General features: G+C 53.4%; 18 protein-coding genes. 6 read left to right on the top strand and 12 right to left on the bottom strand.

What is annotated here, in order from left to right; all coding sequences use genetic code 11:
• Position 1 precedes the first annotated feature (1 nt).
• Both hemC and QT230_RS12500 read left to right on the top strand, forming a co-directional pair.
• A complete protein-coding gene (gene hemC / locus QT230_RS12495) occupies positions 2-946 on the top strand; it encodes a hydroxymethylbilane synthase (protein ID WP_308322157.1) in 945 nt (314 codons plus the stop codon).
• Positions 943-1722, top strand: coding sequence for a uroporphyrinogen-III synthase (locus QT230_RS12500; protein ID WP_308322158.1), 780 nt, complete (start codon positions 943-945; stop codon positions 1720-1722). The genes hemC and QT230_RS12500 overlap by 4 nt, the downstream gene beginning before the upstream one ends.
• Before the next feature lie 249 nt (positions 1723-1971).
• On the opposite strand, the gene QT230_RS12505 is transcribed toward QT230_RS12500, so the two are convergent.
• Positions 1972-2214 (bottom strand): hypothetical protein, encoded by a 243-nt coding sequence (locus tag QT230_RS12505; RefSeq protein WP_308322160.1) that lies wholly within the window; start codon positions 2212-2214, stop codon positions 1972-1974.
• A gap of 19 nt (positions 2215-2233) precedes the next feature.
• Between QT230_RS12505 and QT230_RS12510 the strand changes: the two genes are divergently transcribed.
• Complete coding sequence (locus QT230_RS12510; protein WP_308322161.1) at positions 2234-3340, top strand: uroporphyrinogen-III C-methyltransferase; 1107 nt, start codon at positions 2234-2236, stop codon at positions 3338-3340.
• A complete protein-coding gene (locus QT230_RS12515) occupies positions 3337-4599 on the top strand; it encodes a heme biosynthesis HemY N-terminal domain-containing protein (protein WP_308322162.1) in 1263 nt (420 codons plus the stop codon). Before QT230_RS12510 ends, QT230_RS12515 begins: the two co-directional genes overlap by 4 nt.
• Before the next feature lie 58 nt (positions 4600-4657).
• Here the strand turns inward: QT230_RS12515 and mscL are convergent, their stop codons facing one another.
• From mscL to kynU, 5 genes are all read right to left on the bottom strand, one after another.
• A complete protein-coding gene (gene mscL, locus QT230_RS12520) occupies positions 4658-5185 on the bottom strand; it encodes a large-conductance mechanosensitive channel protein MscL (RefSeq protein WP_308322163.1) in 528 nt (175 codons plus the stop codon).
• A 170-nt stretch (positions 5186-5355) separates the two neighbouring features.
• Positions 5356-6570: an aromatic amino acid transporter gene (locus QT230_RS12525; RefSeq protein WP_308322164.1), complete on the bottom strand. Its 1215-nt coding sequence runs from the start codon at positions 6568-6570 to the stop codon at positions 5356-5358.
• 167 nt (positions 6571-6737) lie between these two features.
• Entirely contained in the window at positions 6738-7598 is an 861-nt protein-coding gene (gene kynA / locus QT230_RS12530) for a tryptophan 2,3-dioxygenase (RefSeq protein WP_308322165.1), read from the bottom strand.
• A gap of 69 nt (positions 7599-7667) precedes the next feature.
• Positions 7668-8474, bottom strand: coding sequence for an alpha/beta hydrolase (locus QT230_RS12535; protein ID WP_308322166.1), 807 nt, complete (start codon positions 8472-8474; stop codon positions 7668-7670).
• A 1-nt stretch (position 8475) separates the two neighbouring features.
• Positions 8476-9708 carry a kynureninase gene (gene kynU, locus QT230_RS12540; RefSeq protein ID WP_308322167.1) on the bottom strand — a complete coding sequence of 411 codons (1233 nt, stop codon included), beginning with the start codon at positions 9706-9708 and terminating at the stop codon, positions 8476-8478.
• Positions 9709-9840: 132 nt separating this feature from the next.
• Between kynU and QT230_RS12545 the strand changes: the two genes are divergently transcribed.
• The gene (locus QT230_RS12545) at positions 9841-10335 is read left to right on the top strand and encodes an Lrp/AsnC family transcriptional regulator (protein ID WP_308322168.1); all 495 of its coding nucleotides are present in this window, start codon (positions 9841-9843) and stop codon (positions 10333-10335) included.
• 317 nt (positions 10336-10652) lie between these two features.
• On the opposite strand, the gene pobA is transcribed toward QT230_RS12545, so the two are convergent.
• Positions 10653-11852 carry a 4-hydroxybenzoate 3-monooxygenase gene (gene pobA / locus QT230_RS12550; protein WP_308322169.1) on the bottom strand — a complete coding sequence of 400 codons (1200 nt, stop codon included), beginning with the start codon at positions 11850-11852 and terminating at the stop codon, positions 10653-10655.
• A 146-nt stretch (positions 11853-11998) separates the two neighbouring features.
• On the opposite strand from pobA, the gene QT230_RS12555 reads away from it, so the two are divergent.
• Complete coding sequence (locus QT230_RS12555; protein ID WP_308322170.1) at positions 11999-12901, top strand: helix-turn-helix domain-containing protein; 903 nt, start codon at positions 11999-12001, stop codon at positions 12899-12901.
• Positions 12902-12907: 6 nt separating this feature from the next.
• Here the strand turns inward: QT230_RS12555 and QT230_RS12560 are convergent, their stop codons facing one another.
• The 5 genes from QT230_RS12560 to QT230_RS12580 form a co-directional block, all read right to left on the bottom strand.
• Positions 12908-14197: a TRAP transporter large permease gene (locus QT230_RS12560; protein WP_308322171.1), complete on the bottom strand. Its 1290-nt coding sequence runs from the start codon at positions 14195-14197 to the stop codon at positions 12908-12910.
• Entirely contained in the window at positions 14187-14714 is a 528-nt protein-coding gene (locus tag QT230_RS12565; RefSeq protein ID WP_308322172.1) for a TRAP transporter small permease subunit, read from the bottom strand. Before QT230_RS12565 ends, QT230_RS12560 begins: the two co-directional genes overlap by 11 nt.
• A 12-nt stretch (positions 14715-14726) precedes the next feature.
• On the bottom strand, positions 14727-15752 hold the full coding sequence (locus QT230_RS12570) for a TRAP transporter substrate-binding protein (protein WP_308322174.1): 1026 nt from the start codon (positions 15750-15752) through the stop codon (positions 14727-14729).
• Between the two features lie 444 nt (positions 15753-16196).
• A complete protein-coding gene (locus tag QT230_RS12575) occupies positions 16197-17648 on the bottom strand; it encodes an aldehyde dehydrogenase (protein ID WP_308322175.1) in 1452 nt (483 codons plus the stop codon).
• A gap of 51 nt (positions 17649-17699) precedes the next feature.
• On the bottom strand, positions 17700-18719 hold the full coding sequence (locus QT230_RS12580; protein WP_308322176.1) for a TRAP transporter substrate-binding protein: 1020 nt from the start codon (positions 18717-18719) through the stop codon (positions 17700-17702).
• Positions 18720-18786 lie beyond the last annotated feature (67 nt).

Consider the following 18786-nt stretch of genomic DNA (forward strand, 5'->3'; position numbering starts at 1 on the left):
CGTGCTATCTATCACAAAACTGCGCATTGCCACACGTAAAAGCCAACTGGCCATGTGGCAGGCCGAGTACGTTCGTGACCGTTTGATGGCGGAACACAGCGGGCTCGAGGTCGAGCTTGTGGCACTTTCTACCAAGGGTGACAAAATTCTCGATACGCCTCTTTCCAAGATTGGCGGTAAAGGACTATTCGTTAAAGAATTGGAAGACGCCATGCTAGACGGCCGAGCCGATATAGCAGTTCATTCCATGAAGGATGTGCCGATGCACTTTCCTGAGGGGCTAGGTCTTTCGGTCATCTTGGAGGGCGCTGACCCTACCGATGCTTTTGTGTCTAACCACTATTCTAGCTTGGAGGAGCTTCCAGAAGGTGCTTGCATTGGCACCGCCAGTTTGCGCCGCGGCCTGCAAATGCGCGAAGCCCGTCCCGACCTGCAAATTCTTAACCTGCGCGGTAACGTGCAAACACGTCTCGCCAAACTCGACGCTGGCGAGTTCGACGCCATCATCCTTGCCACCTCTGGACTCAAACGCTTGGGCTTGGATGCGCGAATTGCCCAAGCGCTACCGCCTGAAGTGTGCCTGCCCGCCTGTGGCCAAGGAGCGCTTGGCATTGAGTGCCGCCTGCACGACCCCGAGCTTATCGCCCTATTAACCCCGCTTGATGATGCGGATACCGCCACGCGGGTGCGCGCCGAGCGGGCCATGAACACCCGCCTGGAAGGCGGCTGCCAAGTCCCCATCGCTGGCCATGCAGTACTCGACATTGATAATGAAACCATTTGGTTACGCGGCCTTGTCGGCAACCCAGAAGGTACCGACGTTATTCGTGCCGAAGGCCGAGGTTCAATGCACGAACCTGAAGCGTTGGGCATTCGCATTGCTGAAGATCTACTCGATCAAGGTGCAGGCGATATTTTGGCAGAGGTTTACGGCCGAGAACTATGAGCCAACCGGTACTGATCTGCCGCCCCGGTGAGCGCGGTGAAGCATTAGCCGCTGCCTTACGCGCCCAAGGCGAAAGCGTTGAATCGCTAAACGTAATGCAACTTGAAGCGTTGCCAGAAGCCCCCGAGTTACGTCGAATCTGGCTGGATATTGATCAGTACCATAAGATAATCGTCATCAGCCCCTTTGCCGCCATGTGCTTAAGCGAAGCGCTGGATCGCTACTGGCCACAACTCCCCATCGGCATTGACTATTACAGCGTTGGCAGCGCCACCGCGAGCACACTTTATGAGCAGTTGGGTGTCCGCGTACATTTACCGTTACCTGCGGCGGGCGAAGATACCAGTGAAGCACTGCTTGCGCTTGCCTCGCTGCAGCAGTTAGACCATCAGCGAGTTCTACTGGTGGCGGGCGAAGGGGGCCGCCCACTACTCGCAGAAACGCTTGCTCAGCGAGGGGCTCAGGTAACGCGCGCAGCCGTCTACCGGCGCACGCTGCAACCTCTTTCCCCTGCTCTGCAAACGCGCATTTTTTCAGCTAATTACCGGGCGTTGATCGTCACCAGCAGCGAACTACTGGAACATCTGGCAAAATGGTGTAATCAGGCGGCCTTGAACCAACCGCTAATCGTTTCCAGTCGCCGTTTGGCTACACTGGCAGGCATACTGGGTTTTAGTGACCTCAAGGTGGCGTCGGGAGCAACGCCAGCTGCGTTGATAGCGGCGTTGGAGACCTGCGACCCACAGGGTGCCGATGTCGATCAAGGAACTTACTAAGGGCTAGCGACAGATGAGCAAACAAGTAAACGATCAGGGCGATGTAAAACCGACGTCCACTGATGCCTCTCAAGGCGTCTCTAAAACAAGTGACCAGGCTGCCACTTCCGACACGAGCGTGCCGGCCACGCCACCCAGCTCAACAGCATCGCCTCAAAGTGGTGCTAAAAATAGTCGTTCGCAGCGGCGCGGCAAAGGATCGTCGACTGCCAGTACCACCTCGCCCAGCGGTGCAGAGGCTGTGTCTCCTCAGACGAGTACTTCCCCTGCGGATACCGCCTCCACTAGCGCAGATAAGCCTAGCGACAACGCAAGTAACGCAAATAGCAGTGTAGTTTCCTCGACGCCGAGCGCCGCTGCATCGACGCCTTCAAGCACTAAGCCTTCCGATACTAAATCTTCAGAGACTAAATCTTCAGAGACTAAACCTTCAGAGACTAAGTCTGCGCCCTCTTCGTCTTCGAACTCGCCTTCTTCCAGCTCTGGCTCCACCTCAAGCTCCAATGCAGATGTGGCAAAACCAGCTAACGGTGGAACAACCGGCACCACACCACCACCGAGCAGCCGTAATGGTAGCGGTGGCGGCAAAGGCAGTGGCTTTGCTATTGCCCTAGTCATTATTCTGGCAATCGCCTTGGCGTTGGTTGCTTGGCAAGGCTGGCAGCGCCTGGAAAGCCAACAGCAACGACTCAACGAGCTGGCGCAACAGGCTGAGAGCAGCGCCTCGCAACAGGCGGTAAGCGACCTAGAGTCACGCATAGATAGCGGCGAAGCTGAGCGCGATGAAGCGCTGCAAGGCACCATGGGCGAGCTGCGCGAGGAGTTTGACAGCTACCGCAGCGACGTCGACGAAACCCTGGGCCAAGTGCTTGACCAGCTGTCTCAAGAGCAAGAGACCGATGACCGAGACTGGCTACATGCCGAAGCTGCTTACCTTCTCCGCCTAGCCAATCAGCGCCTGCAGTTAGAAGGCGATGTTGAAGGCGCGGCCGCGCTGCTGCGCACCGCCGACGCCCGCCTGGTCGATGCTGACAACCCCGCGCTAACCACCGTTCGCCGTGAAATTGCCAATGAGCTAGCGGCACTCGATGCAGTGCCCCAGGTTGACCGCACCGGCCTCTACTTAGCGTTAAATGCCCAGCAGGAGCGCATTTCAAGCTTGCGCCTTTCGCAAGAAATCGAAGAGCGCGCGGTGACCTCTAGCATCGAACAGCCACCCACCGGCACGTTCCAGCGCCAGTTGGCTCGCTTCGGTGAAGAGCTAAAAGACCTAGTGGCGATTCGCCATCACGACGAAGCGCTGGAAGCCCTGGTAACACCGGAGCAAGAGTCGTACCTGCGTCAAAGCCTGCGCCTGGTACTTGAGCAGACTCAACTGGCCCTGCTCAACGAAGAGAAAGAGCTTTATGACGCGAGTATCGATAAAGCGCTAGAGCTGCTGAACGGCTATTACGATACGACTCGCGAAGCAACACAAAGCGTTATTGCGCGCCTTGAAGAGCTTAAGCAGGCTGAGGTAAAACCGGAACTGCCCGATATAAGCGCCTCACAGCAGGAGCTTGCTCGCTTTATTGAAAACCGCTACGAGTCGCGCGGTGAAAGCGGAGGTGATGCATGAGAAAGCTTATTCTCCTGATCGTCGCAGGCCTTGCCGTCGGGGCCCTGTTTGGGCATCTGATGATGTCGGTGCCTGGCTACTGGCTGATCCGCGTTGGTGACACCTCCATGCAAACCTCGTTTTGGTTTGGCTTGGTGCTGCTGTTCGCCGCGTTTATTGTGCTGCACTTCGTACTCCGCCTGCTGAGCGGCATTATTCGTCCCATGGGACGCTTTCGTAGCTGGAACAGCCGCGCCCGTAACCGGCGCGCCATGCAGCGCACCGTACGGGGGCTGGTAGCGCTCACAGAAGGTCGCTGGAAAAAAGCCGAAAGAACCCTGGTTAACGCCGCCGATGACTCCAGCACACCGCTGGTTAACTACCTATCGGCGGCACTGGCAGCCCACTACCAGGGCAATCACACCAAGTCCCAGGAGCACCTTAATCAGGCGCAGCTAACGACTGAAGGCGCCGATACGGCCGTAGGCTTGATGCAAGCGCAAATGATGATTGAGCGCCAGCAGCCGGAAGAAGCATTGGCGATCCTCAATCGTCTGGATAAAAAGCTCTCGAACCATCCCCAGGTGCTCAAGCTGCTTAAACAGGTGCACCTGAGCGTTAACGACTGGGAAGGCCTACGGCGCTTGATTCCCCGCTTGGCAGCCCAGAAGCTGATTACTCAGCAGGAACGCGAGCAGCTCGAGTTTAAAGCCTACCGCGAACTCATCGTATTTGAATCGCAAAATCCCACCAATATCGAGCGTGTGCGTGGGCTGTGGGCCGACATGCCTGACTACTTGCGGGGCAATACGGAACTGATCGTGCTTTACACCGAAGCGCTGATTCAAGCCAACGAAGAGCCGATCGCCGAACGCTTGCTTAACCACTCGCTGGATCATCACTGGGACGCACGGCTAGTGAAACGCTACGGCCTGCTGAATGTAGACGCAGGACGCCAACTGGTGAAAGCCGAAAAGTGGCTGCAAGAACGCCCCAACGACCCCGAGCTGCTGTTAGCCTGCGGTCGTCTCTCGCTGCGCACCGGCAAATGGGAAAAAGCGTTGGAATACTTTGAAGCCAGCCAGCGCCAGCGCCCCAACGGTGAAGTATGCGCTGAGCTTGCCCGCCTTTATGCAAGCCTAGGCGAACATAACAAGAGCCAGCTCTATTACCGTCACAGTGTCGAAATGCTGGCTAAATCGCTACCCTCGCTGCCACAACCCAGCGATGCTAGTGATAGTCAAAAACCAGACAGCAAAACACTCAAGAAACGAGCGTAGTTTCTGTTTTAAAAGACGTAATAAGGTGCCTGAATGGGCACCTTATTGCATTGAGTGATTACTTGGCGGGAGGCGTGTGGGGCGGGGCTGTAGCGGTGGCTTCAGGCAGCGGCTCTGCTACCGCTGATGACGGTAACGTCGCCGTGCAGTGGCCACACCGTGTCGCTTTAATAGGCACGACCATCAAACAGTAAGGGCAAGGCTGCTCAGTGGGGCTTGTCGGCGCCACCGCTTCTTCCCGCTTTAACCGATTGATCGTGCGCACCAAAAGAAACACCACAAAGGCGACAATCGTAAAGCTCACCACCGCATTGATAAACAGCCCCACGTTCAGCGTTACCGCCCCGGCCGCCTGAGCATCCGCCAGCGTTGCATAAGGCCCTTCAACCGCCCCTTGGCGCAACACGACAAACAGATTCGAAAAGTCGACCCCGCCGACCAGCAAGCCAATTAACGGGTTCATCACATCGGCTACCAGGCTTTGTACAATCAGCGTGAACGCTCCGCCAATAATGATACCCACTGCCATATCGACAACATTGCCTTTTACCGCAAACTCACGAAATTCCTGAAAGAATTTAGCCATATAGCCTCCGCTACAATGCAGCAAGCCAATACTGAAACAAGGCCGTGCCGTGTGATTAAACAATAAACGCCGTATCGCAAACGTCTTTATTAAGAGTATATCGCGCGGCTGTAGATTTTCATCGATACTTTCACTCATCATGCGCCAAGCATTACTTGCAAATTGCTATTTCATAGGCCTGGGCTAGGCAATAAATCTAGAACGCCCATAAAATGTATTACTGCTACAGCAGCAACATAAAATACGACCAAGTAAATCATCTTATTCCCACCTGGGGCTACAAAGTCACTTTCACGCTTGGGGAGAGATCGCGATTTTCTCGCCAACAATGCGGGAACAATGCATGTCCAAACCGTAGCCGCCGCTCCAGCATAACCAATCGCTATCAAAAAACCAAAAGGGAAGAAAAGAGATAAAACAAGAGGCGGAAAAAACGTAAGTATCCACGTTTTCATCCGCCCCTTTCGATTATTTTCAAAACCACACAAATCGGCTAGAAAGTCAAACACCCCCAGACCAACACCGACAAATGATGAGAAAATTGCTGCTGCAGAAAAAATACTAATAACATTAGCAACTCGCTCAGACTCTATCGCACCACCCAAGCTCGCTAAAAGCACATCAACATTGCCCCCTTTAGCAATCACTGCTCCAAACTGATAACGCGGCAAATTCCCATACACACTGAAAATCCATACCAGATATAAGCATAACGCTATTAGGGTGCCTCCCAATATGGCTTTCTTTGCTAACGCCTCGCTTTTATAGTACGACCTTAACGAAGCCACAGTGTGATGGTACCCGAAAGATGTTAGCGCAGCAGGAAACATTGCCAGCACATATGGAAAATAGCGGAACTCTTGAGATAGGTTACTAAAAATATTAAATGGTTTAACATTGAAAGTCAGACCAAAAACGCCAAAAACAAAGCTCAACACCATGAACAAAATCAAAACAACAGAAATTTTATCAACCGCTTTAGTAGAATAAAGCACAAATGATGAAAATATAGCTACAAAGATTACTGCAGCCACCTCATTGCTAATACTAACAACGCCTGAAATCATAAGACCTGCTGATGTTATATAGGCATACAGCAAAATCCCTCCAACAAAGTAGGCCATCAAGTTATTAAAATAACTAGCCTTTTTTCCTAATAAATCTTTAGTAACGGTACTGAATGACGCTCGATGATCGTAGTGCTTTAGCGCCTCCAGCAGCATCCAACCAGACAGCGTCATGATAAGCATGGTGGCAAGCAGTGCAAGCGTAGACCACATCATCCAAGCACCTGCCCCCGCCGTAGGCAAACCAAGCATTCCAGCACCAACGCAGACACACGCGACGATACAGACGCCGCCGAAAACAGATGGTTTTTTTGTCATAGTATTCACCCTTAAAGAAGGTAAAATTCACCAATTTTTTAAATTTTATTATCAAGGCGCTTGTTAATAGGATGGTGTTTCTCAACACACGAAAGTGGGTATAAAGACGGCATTCTGGCCGCCTTCACAGACAATATGGAAAATCTCTTGAGACTTGAAGCTTGTATCTACATCAATGTACGAACAGACCAAAGCTCTGGAAAGAATTTCAAGTCAAGCGCTTTTTTAAGATAGCTAACACCAGCGGTTCCTCCGGTACCTGCTTTAAATCCAATAATTCTTTCCACCGTTTTCATATGACTAAAGCGCCATTTTTGAAAATTATACTCTGTATCAATCAATTTCTCAGCCAACTCATAAAGATCCCAATACTTGGTAGTATCTCGATAGATATCAGCCCAAACGGCTTCAACTTCAGAGGAAGCAACATACGGCTCCGAGAAGTCTCGATCAGTCACATCTTCAGGAAGAGAGAAGCCACGCTGACTCAACAACTTAAGGCATGAATCATAAAGACTTGGAGCATTTAACACATTAATCAAATGTTGATAATTCTTAGGATGCGAACGGTGCGCTTCAATCAATCCTGGGTGTTTATTTCCTAGAAGGAACTCCAACTCCCGATATTGGTATGACTGGAATCCAGAGCTTTGCCCAAGACTGTCGCGGAAGGAAATATAATCTGCTGGTGTCATAGTAACCAGCACCTCCCAGGCCTGAATCATTTGCTCCTGTATCCGCGCGACCCGCGTTAGCATTTTTAAAGCAGGTTGAAGTTCATCAGCCATTACATGATTAGCAGCTGCATGAGCTTCATGAAGACACTGTTTAAGCCATAGCTCTGAAACTTGATGAATGATTACAAATAGCATTTCATCGTGCACATCTGAGCGCGGCCGCTGACACGACAGGAGGGGCTCTAGTTCTAGGTACTGCCCATAACTGATATCCTGGTCCCAATGAACATTTTTTTCATCTTTCAAGTTTAACGTGCTTTGGCTAGCACTTTTCTTATCATAATTGTTCATAGTTACTCCATTTAAGATATATATAGCTCTTATCTAATCACCGCAGGGTTTGTTAAAGACATCACACCACTAGCCATTAAAAAACATGAACTCCTGATGTAGTGACTCAATAATGTCGAAGTGATCACAGCCTGCTCGACTAGATAGCCCTACTTCTACTCCTGAGGCCTGCGCTAATACTTTCATTGCTTCGCCTTGGGTGCGGAAAGCTGGAGGGTCAAGCTCACCATGCACCAACTGTAATGGCGGCAGCCCCTGCAATGCCTGGCACAATGGGCTAAGATGCTCAGCTTGCTCGGCATCCAACCCCAGTGGAGCATCAATGTAAGTGCCTACTAGAGGCCGAAGGTCATAAATACCGCTGGCCAGTAAAAGTGACTCGATGTCACATAATGCTGTCTTTCCCAAACAGCTCATTAGTGCTAACTGAGCCCCGGCACTGTGGCCACCTAAATGAATACGGCCACTTAACCCGTAACCACTCGCTTTCCGGCGCAAGACATCTACCCCCTGCTGGCAAGAAGCCACCATCGTCTCAATGGAAGCTTCCGGTGCCAGCGGGTAATCCAAAGATGCAAAAGCCCACCCCTGTTTCAACCAATGAAGTGCCATAAAGTCCGTCGCCGAGGCAGTTAACTCCTGCCAATAACCACCATGTAGAAATGCCATGAGGGGCCAGGGCCCTTCTCCTTCCGGGAGAAAAAGATTAACTCCCTCTGATGGCGCCGAACCATAAGCAAGTCGTTCAGGCGAATGGGATGTTCTTAATTGCTCACCCAATCTTGCTTGACGAGCAAGCGTTGCTTCATGATTTCGCGCCCAACGACTTGGGGAATAAGCGTGTTCACGCGCTGCAAACTCCGCATCGCGTAACATCTCAGGTCACCTCTGAGCGAGTCTGGAAACGAGCTTCCAAGTATTCGCGATTTTCTATCACCTCCCGGAAGTGTTGGGCTGCCTGCCATACATCCTCATAGCTAAGATAAAGAGGTGTGAAACCAAAACGCATTAGCCCAGGCTCCCGATAGTCACCTATCACGCCACGTTCAATCAGTGCCTGCACAATGGCATAACCATGCTTGCGATGAGTAAATGCTACTTGGCTGCCACGCTCCGCCTGAGGCAGAGTAATGTCCTCAATACCCTCAGATTTCAGCAAGTCAGCCAGACAGTCGCGGAACAGCTCACTCAGCGCTAGACTTTTTTCTCTTAACGCGACCATATCCACTTCCTGCCAAAGCCGCAGAGTGGCTTCCAAGGGAGCATAAATCAGCGCCGAATGAGTGCCCGTGCGAAAACGAGTGATGCCGGAAGCGGGAGCGTAGTCGCAGTTGAAAGCAAAGGGAGTTGCATGACCATGCCAGCCCGAAAGCGGCTGCCAACCTTTGTCCTGATAATCTTTATGCACATAAAGAAATGCGGGTGCCCCGGGGCCACCGTTGAGGTATTTATAGGTACAACCGACCGCATAGCGGGCGCCGCAATCATGCAGATTCACCGGAAGTGCGCCAGCAGAGTGCGCCAGATCCCAAACCACCTCTGCACCCTGCGCATGTACCAGGGCAGTCGTCTCAGACATATCCCGTAGTCGCCCAGTGCGGTAATTAACTTGGCTTAACACGACAGCGGCCACGTCATCACTGAGATGGTCAGCTAGCACTGCCCCTTCTGGAAGTACTCGATGCTCAAATCCTGCAAAGCGGCACAGCCCTTGAGCGATGTAACCATCAGTGGGAAAGTTGCCGCCTTCGCTCAAAATGACTGAGCGCGAACGGCCTTGCGATTCAGTGATATAGCCTAAAAGTTTAAAAATATTAAGTGTGATGTTATCGGTGACGATCACCTCGCCAGCGCCAGCACCTACCAGCGGCGCCAGAAGATCCCCCAGGCGCTCAGGTGCATCAAACCAACCTTGGTTCCATCCCTTAATCAGTTCATCTCGCCATTGATCACGCGTTGCGTCAAGGGCATCTCGAGCAACCAAAGGTTGAGCCCCTAGGGAGTTACCATCCAGGTAAAGCACCCCTTTGGGCAAAGCAAAGCGAGCCTTAAATGCCGCTAGTGGGTCGCGGCAATCCAGGTCGTTCACGCGTTTAAGAGTCGAAGTCATAGCGGCCTCTAGTTAGTCTTATAATGAACCTACTTGTGATTTTAGAAGGGATAGCGCGGGAAAAACTTGCGTTATTAATCGAAAAAGGGGCATTTTATGCAAATAGTTTGCATATAAGGGCCATATTTAAAGATGGAACCACTTGACCGCTTTGACCGTTGGATTCTTCATGCGCTGCAGCGAGATGCTCGCCTAACATTGGCTGCCCTTGCGGAGACAGTAAGCTTATCGCCAAGCCAGTGCTCTCGACGTATCGCTCGACTGGAAGAAAGTGGTGTCATCCAAGGCCATGCCCTGAGCCTCGACCCAGAGGCATTAGGCCTCAAGGTCACTGCTTTTATTTCTCTCTCGATTGACAAAGGGCGTTTGATCTCGCCGAAAGATGCCGTAGCAGCTTTGCTATCCCGAGATGAAGTGGTTGACTGCTACGCAGTTACCGGCAGCTATGACTTCATTCTGAAGGTAGTCGTCGCAGACCTCGCCGAGCTATCTCATTTCCTTTCCTCCACCGTCAGTCCGATAAAAGGAATCCGGGATATTGCGAGCCAGATAGCCATGAATAGCTTAAAGGTGGGAGGGCCTCTCAAGGTGAGTCCTTGCCCCCCCACCAGTGAATGCCATATATAGCTTATCTATAGCAGCGCTAACGTCAGCCACAGTAGCCAAGCTAGCAACACTAATGTTCCAAGACTTGCTAACAGGTAAGGCAGCAGCGCTCGGAAAATACGCATGAGAGACACTCCAGTCATGTCCCATCTTCAGGGCTTTCATCGCCTCTTGACCCAGCCATTCACCCTTTGGGTACTCCTGCACCAAGCCCACCACGGAAACCGCCCACCAGCAACCGTGCTAGGTCCGACGTTGGAGCCTGTTCAGGCATGGCAGGATAATAAAAGCCCAAGCTGACGCCTGGGCAAGGAGGATAAATGCAGAAGAGGTAGGCGCTATTCCAGTGATTCGTAGGGCAGACCCACATAGTTTTCCGCGATGGTGGTCATCCCTGCCTTAGAGCTGGTGACGTAGTCCAGTTCGGCTAACTGCATGCGGCTGTTGAAATCTTCCTCATCAGAGCTCTTGTCTAAAGAGAAGTTGTGCAGCATGGAGGTCATCCACCAAGAGAAACGCTCCGCCTTCCAGATGCGCTTCAGGCAGGTTTGCGAGTAGCGTTCGATCAAATCCGTGCGGCCCTCTTGATAGACCTTCACCATTAGCCGATAGAGCGTATTGACGTCGCTGGCCGCCAGGTTAAGCCCTTTGGCACCGGTGGGCGGAACAATATGCGCCGCATCACCGACCAGGAACAGCCGCCCGTACTGCATGGGTTCGACCACATAGCTGCGCAGCGGTGCGATGCTCTTCTCAATCGAAGGCCCAGTCACCAGCTTTGCGGCAACGTCGTCAGGCAGGCGGCGCTTCAGCTCTTGCCAAAAGCGCTCATCCGACCAATCTTCTACCTTTTCATCCAAGGGTACCTGAAGGTAGTAACGGCTTCGGGTGGCGGAGCGCATGCTGCACAGACTGAAGCCGCGCTCGTGGCTTGCGTAAATCAGCTCATCAGAGACCGGAGGCGTGTCCGAGAGCATCCCCAACCAGCCAAACGGGTAGACCTTTTCAAACTCTTTAATGCGCTCTTGAGGGATCGATTGGCGGGAGACACCATGATAGCCATCGCATCCGGCGATGTAGTCGCACTCAAGCCTGACCGTTTCACCGTTATGTTCAAAGGTGAGGTAGGGGCTGTCACTCTCCAGGTCGTGGGGCTGAACGTTTTCCGCCTCGTAAAGCGTTGTCGCGCCAGCGGCGGCGCGGGCCTCCATCAGATCCCGCGTGACCTCGGTTTGGCCGTATACCATCACTTTGCTGCCGCCGGTCAGCTCGTCCAGCGCAACCCGCACGCGGCGGTTATCAAAAACCAGCTCAAAACCGTCGTGGGGCAGGCCCTCTTCATCCATGCGCTGGTCAACCCCCGCTTCGCGCAGCAAGTCCACCATGCCCTGCTCAAGTACACCGGCGCGGATACGGCTCAATACATACTCACCGCTACGCCGCTCAACAATCACGTTATCAATGCCTTGGCGATGCAGTAGCTGACCCAGCAATAGGCCTGAAGGCCCTGCGCCAATAATCGCGACCTGTGTTTTCATAGGGGATGCCTCATCATTGTCATTATCTAAAACGTATGACTTGTATTTTTCAATGAAACACGCCGCATAATAAGGCATGATCTAGATCAATTATTGGACATTTAGCACTTTATTACCCCACCTTAGTCGTATAGGAGAAGCAGGTGATGCCAGCCTCATCGGCAACGTCCGTTCCGGTCTTTAAGCTGTATGGCGAGACGCAGCACTGGCCCACGCCCGACTTGCTCCACTGCGAGTCCATCCCCGAGCGCAGCCAGCTACATGACTGGCGTATCCGGCCGCACCGCCACGCTGATCTCGTGCATATTCTGTTTATTTCTCACGGTAGCGTTGAGCTGGAACTGGAGGGAACAGGCCATCAGCTTCAGAGCCCCAGCGCTATCGTTGTGCCCGCAATGGCTATTCACGGCTTTCTCTTTTCACCGGATGTGGAAGGACACATTATCACCCTGGCCAAACCGCTGGCCGACCACTTACATGCACTCATGGGTGAGAGCAGTACGCTAAAAAAAGCCGACTTCTATCCGCTGCTCCAGCCAAACCAGACCGACAAAATTGCCACGCTGGTGGCCCAGATCGACCAGGAGTACCGCCAACCGGCCCCCGGACGCAACCGCCTACTCGAAGCACTTATCCAAGCCTTGGTGGTAGAGCTATCGCGTCTTTATGCTTATACAGGCAGCACGGCAAAACGCTATGGTCCCCGCCAAAGTGACAAAGGACGACAGCATTTAGAACACTATCAAGCGTTAATTGAAGCGCAATATCGCGAGCAGCCGAGTATTGAAAAGTTAGCCGAACAGATTGGGGTGAGTAGCGCGCACCTGAACCTGCTCTGCCGCCAACTCGCCGGGCGCAGCGCCCTGCAGTTGCTACACGAACGCCTGCTGCTAGAAGCCAAGCGCCAGCTCACCTATACCAATATGACCATTGGCCAGGTCTCCGACAGCTTAGGCTTCTCTGAACCGGCTTACTTCACGCGCTTTTTTAAGCGTAATACAGCGCTTTCGCCGCGGGATTTCCGGCTTCGGCAGTCACAAAGGAGTTAACCCCGCTTAGAGTAAAAAGAAAGTCGATAGTATCGGGAAGAGAATTAACAGCGCCAGTCGTATTAAGTCAGACACCACAAAGGGAGCTACCCCTTTAAAAATCTCCCCCAGCCCGACATGCGGCGCCATCGCTTTAATCACGAACACATTCATCCCCACCGGCGGGGTCATCAGCCCCAGCTCAACAGTCAGTACGGTCAAAATACCGAACCATACCGGGTCGATACCCATGGCCTGAATAATCGGGTACACCACCGGCACGGTGATTACCAGCATGGCGATGGAGTCCATAAACATACCCAGCACAAAGTAGAGCGCCAAGATGCACAGCACTACGACGATGGGCGTTAGATCCATACCGTAGAGCAGGTCAGTGATGGAGAACGAAATGCGCGACACCGAGATGAAATACCCCAGCGTTTCTGCCCCTACCAGCATAAAGAACACTACCGCGGAAAGCGCCAATGTCTCTTGTACGCTGTGCCATAACTGGGCACCGCGCATGCCTTTTACCAGAGCATAGAGCAGCGTGGCGAATGCACCGACACTGGCCCCCTCGGTGGGTGTAAAGGCACCAAAATAGATACCTAAAATCATCACCAGGAAAACGCCAAAGAACGGCACTAAACCGGTCAGCGAGAGCAGCTTCTCTTTCCAGGCAGTGGGTTCGCCCGCTACCGCCAGGGAGGGGCGTAGATACATCACCACGGTAATGGTCAGGGAGTACATTACCAGCCCTAGCAGGCCGGGAATCAGCCCCGCCATAAACATATCGCCAACGGACTGTTCCGTAAGAATGGCGTAGATAAGCAGCGCGATACTGGGCGGGATCATAATGCCCAGCGTGCCGCCAGCAGCCAGCGCGCCGGTGGCTAAACCACGGTTGTAGCCGTAACGCTCCATCTCGGGTAACGCCACACGGGTCATGGTGCTCGCCGTTGCTAAAGAAGAACCGGAGATAGCGGAGAAAATACCGCAAGAGCCCACCGCCGCAATTGCCAGGCCGCCCTTCCAGCCACCGCAAATAATACGGGTAGAATCAAACAGCTTACCGGCCATCCCCGAGTGGGCAGCCAGTACGCCCATTAAAATAAACATGGGCACGGCGCTGAAGCTGTAGTTAGAGAGCACTTCGACAGGAACGGTTTTTAACTGGGCAACCGCCGCATCCCAGCTAATGATTTGGGCGAATCCCACTACACCAACGATCAGCATCGTCAGCGCTACTGGCACACGCAGAATCATCAGTACCAATAAAAGCCCTAGCCCCATGGCACCAATCGCTTCACTCCCCATGAGCCGCCTCCTCACCCGCCGCATAAATCATGCCTAGCAAGGCGTGAATAAAGCTGCGTATCCCCAATAGCAAACTAAGCACCGCTGCCAATCGATAAATCGGCCCCATGGGCAATCGCAGGTCTTGGGTTATTTCCCCGTGCCGCGTAGCGGCAGCAGCAGAATCCAGTAACCCCACAAACAGGATTAGCCCCAGCGCCATAAAACCGAGCAAAAAGACGCCTTGCACGCGATTTTTGATTGCTTGTGGTAAGCGATGTGAGAACGCTTCCACCACCACTTGGCTTTTTTCGACATTAGCCGCCATCGCTGCTAATAGCGCGAACAGCATCAAATAGCTAACCAACTCCACGCTCCCCGATACGCGCAGCGCAATCGCGCCCTCCGTCAACCGGGAAAGGTAGCGTGTGCTGACATCAGCAATGGTAACCGCCAGCAGGCCAATCAAAGCGACCCCGGCCACCAAGCGACAAATAAGGGCCAGCCAGTGGCTGGCCCGGTAAAGAGTAGACTGCATGACACATTACCCCTATTGGGTGCTGCAAGACTCACTGGCTGCCAACGCCGCCTGATAGACATCGCGCGCTTGATCCAAACCGCGCTCTTCCAACTGCGTCAGGTAGTTTTCGATGCCTGTTTCAAGCGGTTCCTGCCAGTCTGGATGCGCCAGCGGATTTTCGATTTCACGAATGGTATGGCCAGCGTCGGCCGCCTCTTGCTTGCCTTCTACGTCGAGCCGATCAAACACCGCACCGGCGTTTTCAGCCCATTTCATACCGGAGTTATTATCGATCACCGCCTGCTGCTCGGGGGTCAGGCTGTCATAGCTACGCTGATTCATGGTGGCCACAAAGATCAACGTGTAGAACGGCACTTCGGTGTGATAGTTGACGAGTTCGTTGATACGGAAGCCTTTTAGGCCTTCCCAGGGGAAACTCAGGCCATCAATAACGCCGCGCTGCATAGAGGTATAAATATCGGGCGCTGGCATACCCACCGGGCTTGCGCCCATATTTTCCAGCATTTCACCCGCGACCGCAGTGGGACGACGAATGCGCAGCCCTTCGAGATCAGCAGGCGTTTGCACATCGGTGTCGATGGTATGAATACCGCCAGGCCCGGTGGTGAACATAAACAGCGGGCGTGTATCTTCGTATTCGCTGTCCAAATGGCCATCATCAAAAAGCGTTTGTAGTACGCAAGCACCTTGCGTTGCCGTGCCCGCTACCCCGGGGAGTTCAACGATCTGTGAGAGCGGGAACCGGCCTGCCGTATACCCCTGCGCAGTGGCACCAATATCGGCAATGCCGTTGGCGGCTGCCTCATAAATAGAATCTGGTTTGGCTAAGGTACCGGCGGGAAACATTTGAATGGTTAGATCGCCATTGGACTCTTCGGCAATGGTATCGGCCCATGCTTGCAAAACATCTTGATTAACGCCGGAAGGGCCAGGCCAAAAGTGGGCCATACGCAGGGTGGTCTCTGCCTGTGCAGAGCTAACGGCCAAGCCAGCAATTGCCGCTGCCAAAATGCATTGGGATAGGGACATTTTCATGGGAGCCTCCGGGACTTTCTTGGATTATTTCAAGTTCGCATAGCGAATACTAGTTCGCTTTAAGCCATCACATTAGTCCACTACGAGGCGTAGAGCTAATCGACATTCGTCTATGCTCAGGTATAGCAACGCGTCGTTCTAGCCGAGTGCTTAGAGTCTCCAGTGCTGCTGGCTAGAAGGCTTGCTATAAAAGGTACAATGGCATTATATAATTGGACTTTTCCAATATTCGCTCGCCACTATGGTCGAAGTAGCGACCAGTAGCGCACTTAACGATCGCCTGAAGTACCAAAAAAAAGCCACCTTCAAACACACCAAGGCGGCTTCAGTGTGAAAAATACGATTACCTTGTCAGCTCGGTATACTTCTCTACCGAGCAAGTCGCCCCACCATAAGGATTTCTTATTGACGTCGCTTTCTTACCAGACATCCTGCTTACACTAGCTAAATGGGGTAATGGCGCGGGCCCAGCTGCATGGTCATCCAGCGCAGGTCGGTGAACTCCTCAATTCCGGCTTTACCGCCAAAGCGCCCATAGCCACTCGACTTAACGCCGCCAAACGGCATTTGTGGCTCGTCGTGCACGGTGGGGGCGTTGATATGGCATATACCCGACTCAATGCGCTGGGCAAACTGCATCGCGCGGGCGGTGTCGCGGCTGAATACGGCGGCCGAAAGGCCATATTCGCTATCGTTCGCCACGCGCAGGGCTTCTTCTTCATCCTTGACGCGCATCATTGCGACTACCGGGCCGAACGACTCTTCGCCATACAGACGCATTGCCTGGGTAACCCCATCCACCACGGTGGGCTGCATGACGACGCCTTCGGCCTTACCACCACAGGCTAGGCGAGCGCCATGCTGCTGGGCGTCGTCAAGCAGGGCGTTAAGCTTTTCACCCGATTCGCGATTGATCAGCGTGCCCAGCGCATTGCCTTCGCCGCGGGGATCACCCGCGCGTAGCGTTTGTGCCTTGCGGGCCAGCTTTTCGACGAAGGCGTCGGCGACCGCATCCACCACAATCAGTCGCTCGGTGGACATACAGATCTGGCCCTGGTTGAAGAAGGCGCCAAAGGCGGCGGCCTCAACGGCGGCGTCCAGGTCGGCATCGTCAAGCACCACGAACGGCGCCTTGCCGCCCAGCTCCAGTAAGACCGGCTTAAGATGACGCGCCGCTTTTTCGGCAATGATGCGCCCCACTTGGGTAGAGCCGGTGAAGTTGATACGCCGTACGGCTTGATGCTCGATCAGCGCCTCGACGACCTCGGCGGCCTGTGGCGGCGCATTGGTCACCACGTTCACGATGCCATCGCCCAGGCCAGCCTCAATCAGCACCTCCCCGATCAGATGATGCGTGGCGGGGCACTGTTCCGAGGCCTTCAGAATCACCGTGTTGCCACACGCCAGCGGCGTGGCAATGGCACGGGTGCCGAGAATAATCGGCGCGTTCCAGGGGGCAATCCCCACCACTACGCCACAGGGTACCCGCACGCCCATCGCCAAACTGCCGGGCACGTTAGAGGGTATTACCTCGCCGCCTACCTGGGTGGTCAGCGACGCCGCTTCGCGCAGAATGCTGGCGGCGACCATGACGTTAAAGCCTGCCCAGCCTGGCGTAGCGCCGGTTTCATCGACCATGCGTTCGATAAAGTCGGCTTGCCGCGCTTCCATGACCTCTGCTGCTTTGAGCAACTTGGCGCGCTTTTCGCCGGGGCCGGTCGCAGACCAAGCCGGGAAGGCACGGGCTGCAGCCTCGGCGGCGGCCTGAGCATCGCTAGCAGATGCCGCCGCGGCCTGGGTGACGACATCACCGGTAAGCGGGTTGGTGTGCTTGAAGGTGGCGGACTCATGAGCTGAGCGTGGATGGCCACCTATAAGCAGATCGAGAGTGTTCATGGCGTATTCCTATAATGTAAATGGTAAGGCTGACCACCGTTGCGCCAATACTTATTTTTCACACTGATCGCGTAACGTCAGAGCTTTCTCGTAGACAGAACGAGCGCTATCCAAGCCCCTTTGCTCAAGTCGCTCAAGGTAGTTCTCAGTGCCTTGCTTAAGAGGGGGAGCCCAGGCGGGGTCATTGAGTGGATCTTCCACTGCATAGAGGGTGTCACCTTGAGCCATAGCCTCTTCACGCCCAGTTTTATCAATACCATCAAATACTTGACCGGCCTTACTAGCCCATGTCATACCACTATTATTATCAATCACTGCTTTTAGGTCGGGAGAGAGGCGATCATAAGAGGCTTTATTCATAGTGGCTACGAACGTGCCTGTATAATATGGCAACTCCAAGTGATGATTCACTAACTCATTGATACGAAACACCGTCATGGCTTCCCAAGGGAAACTTAATCCATCTATCACGCCACGCTGCAGTGACGTATAAATATCTGGTGCAGGAATACCCACTGGGTGCGCGCCCATACTTGTGAGCATTTCTCCTGCTACCTCGCTGGGGTGCCGCATCCTAAGACCTTCTAAATCAGCGGGCGTTTTAATTTCGGAATCTTGTGTATGTAAATAGGCTGGCCCAGTGGTGAATAAAAATAGCGTATGGGCATCTTCGTACTCCTCCGCTATGTCACCTTCATCATAGAGCGTTTGTAAAATACAGGCCCCTTGCGATGCGCTAGTGGATACGCCAGGAAGTTGCACGATCTCGGAGAGAGGGAAGCGACCGGAGGTATAGCCTTGTACAGCGATGGCAATGTCAGCCACGCCATTAACCGCCGATTCGTAAGCGTGGTCAGCCTTGCTCAAAGTCTGGGAAGGATAGATTTCTACTTTTAACTGGCCGTCAGACTCCTGCTCTACTTTTTGTGCCCAGGCTTGATAAACCTCCTGGTTAACCGTCGAGCCAGCAGGCCACAGGTGAGACATCCGCAGTGTTGTATCAGCATTAACCGAAGCACAAAGACCTACAGTTGATAGGCTGAGTAACAGTGGCGATAGTGTTTTTTTCATGAGAGTTCTCTCTGTCATTGTTATTACCTTCATTGTTTGGCGTGATCACCACGCCCTCTGGGTGTAG

Source organism: Halomonas sp. SpR8 (genome assembly GCF_031010195.1).
Taxonomy (GTDB): Bacteria; Pseudomonadota; Gammaproteobacteria; order Pseudomonadales; family Halomonadaceae; genus Vreelandella.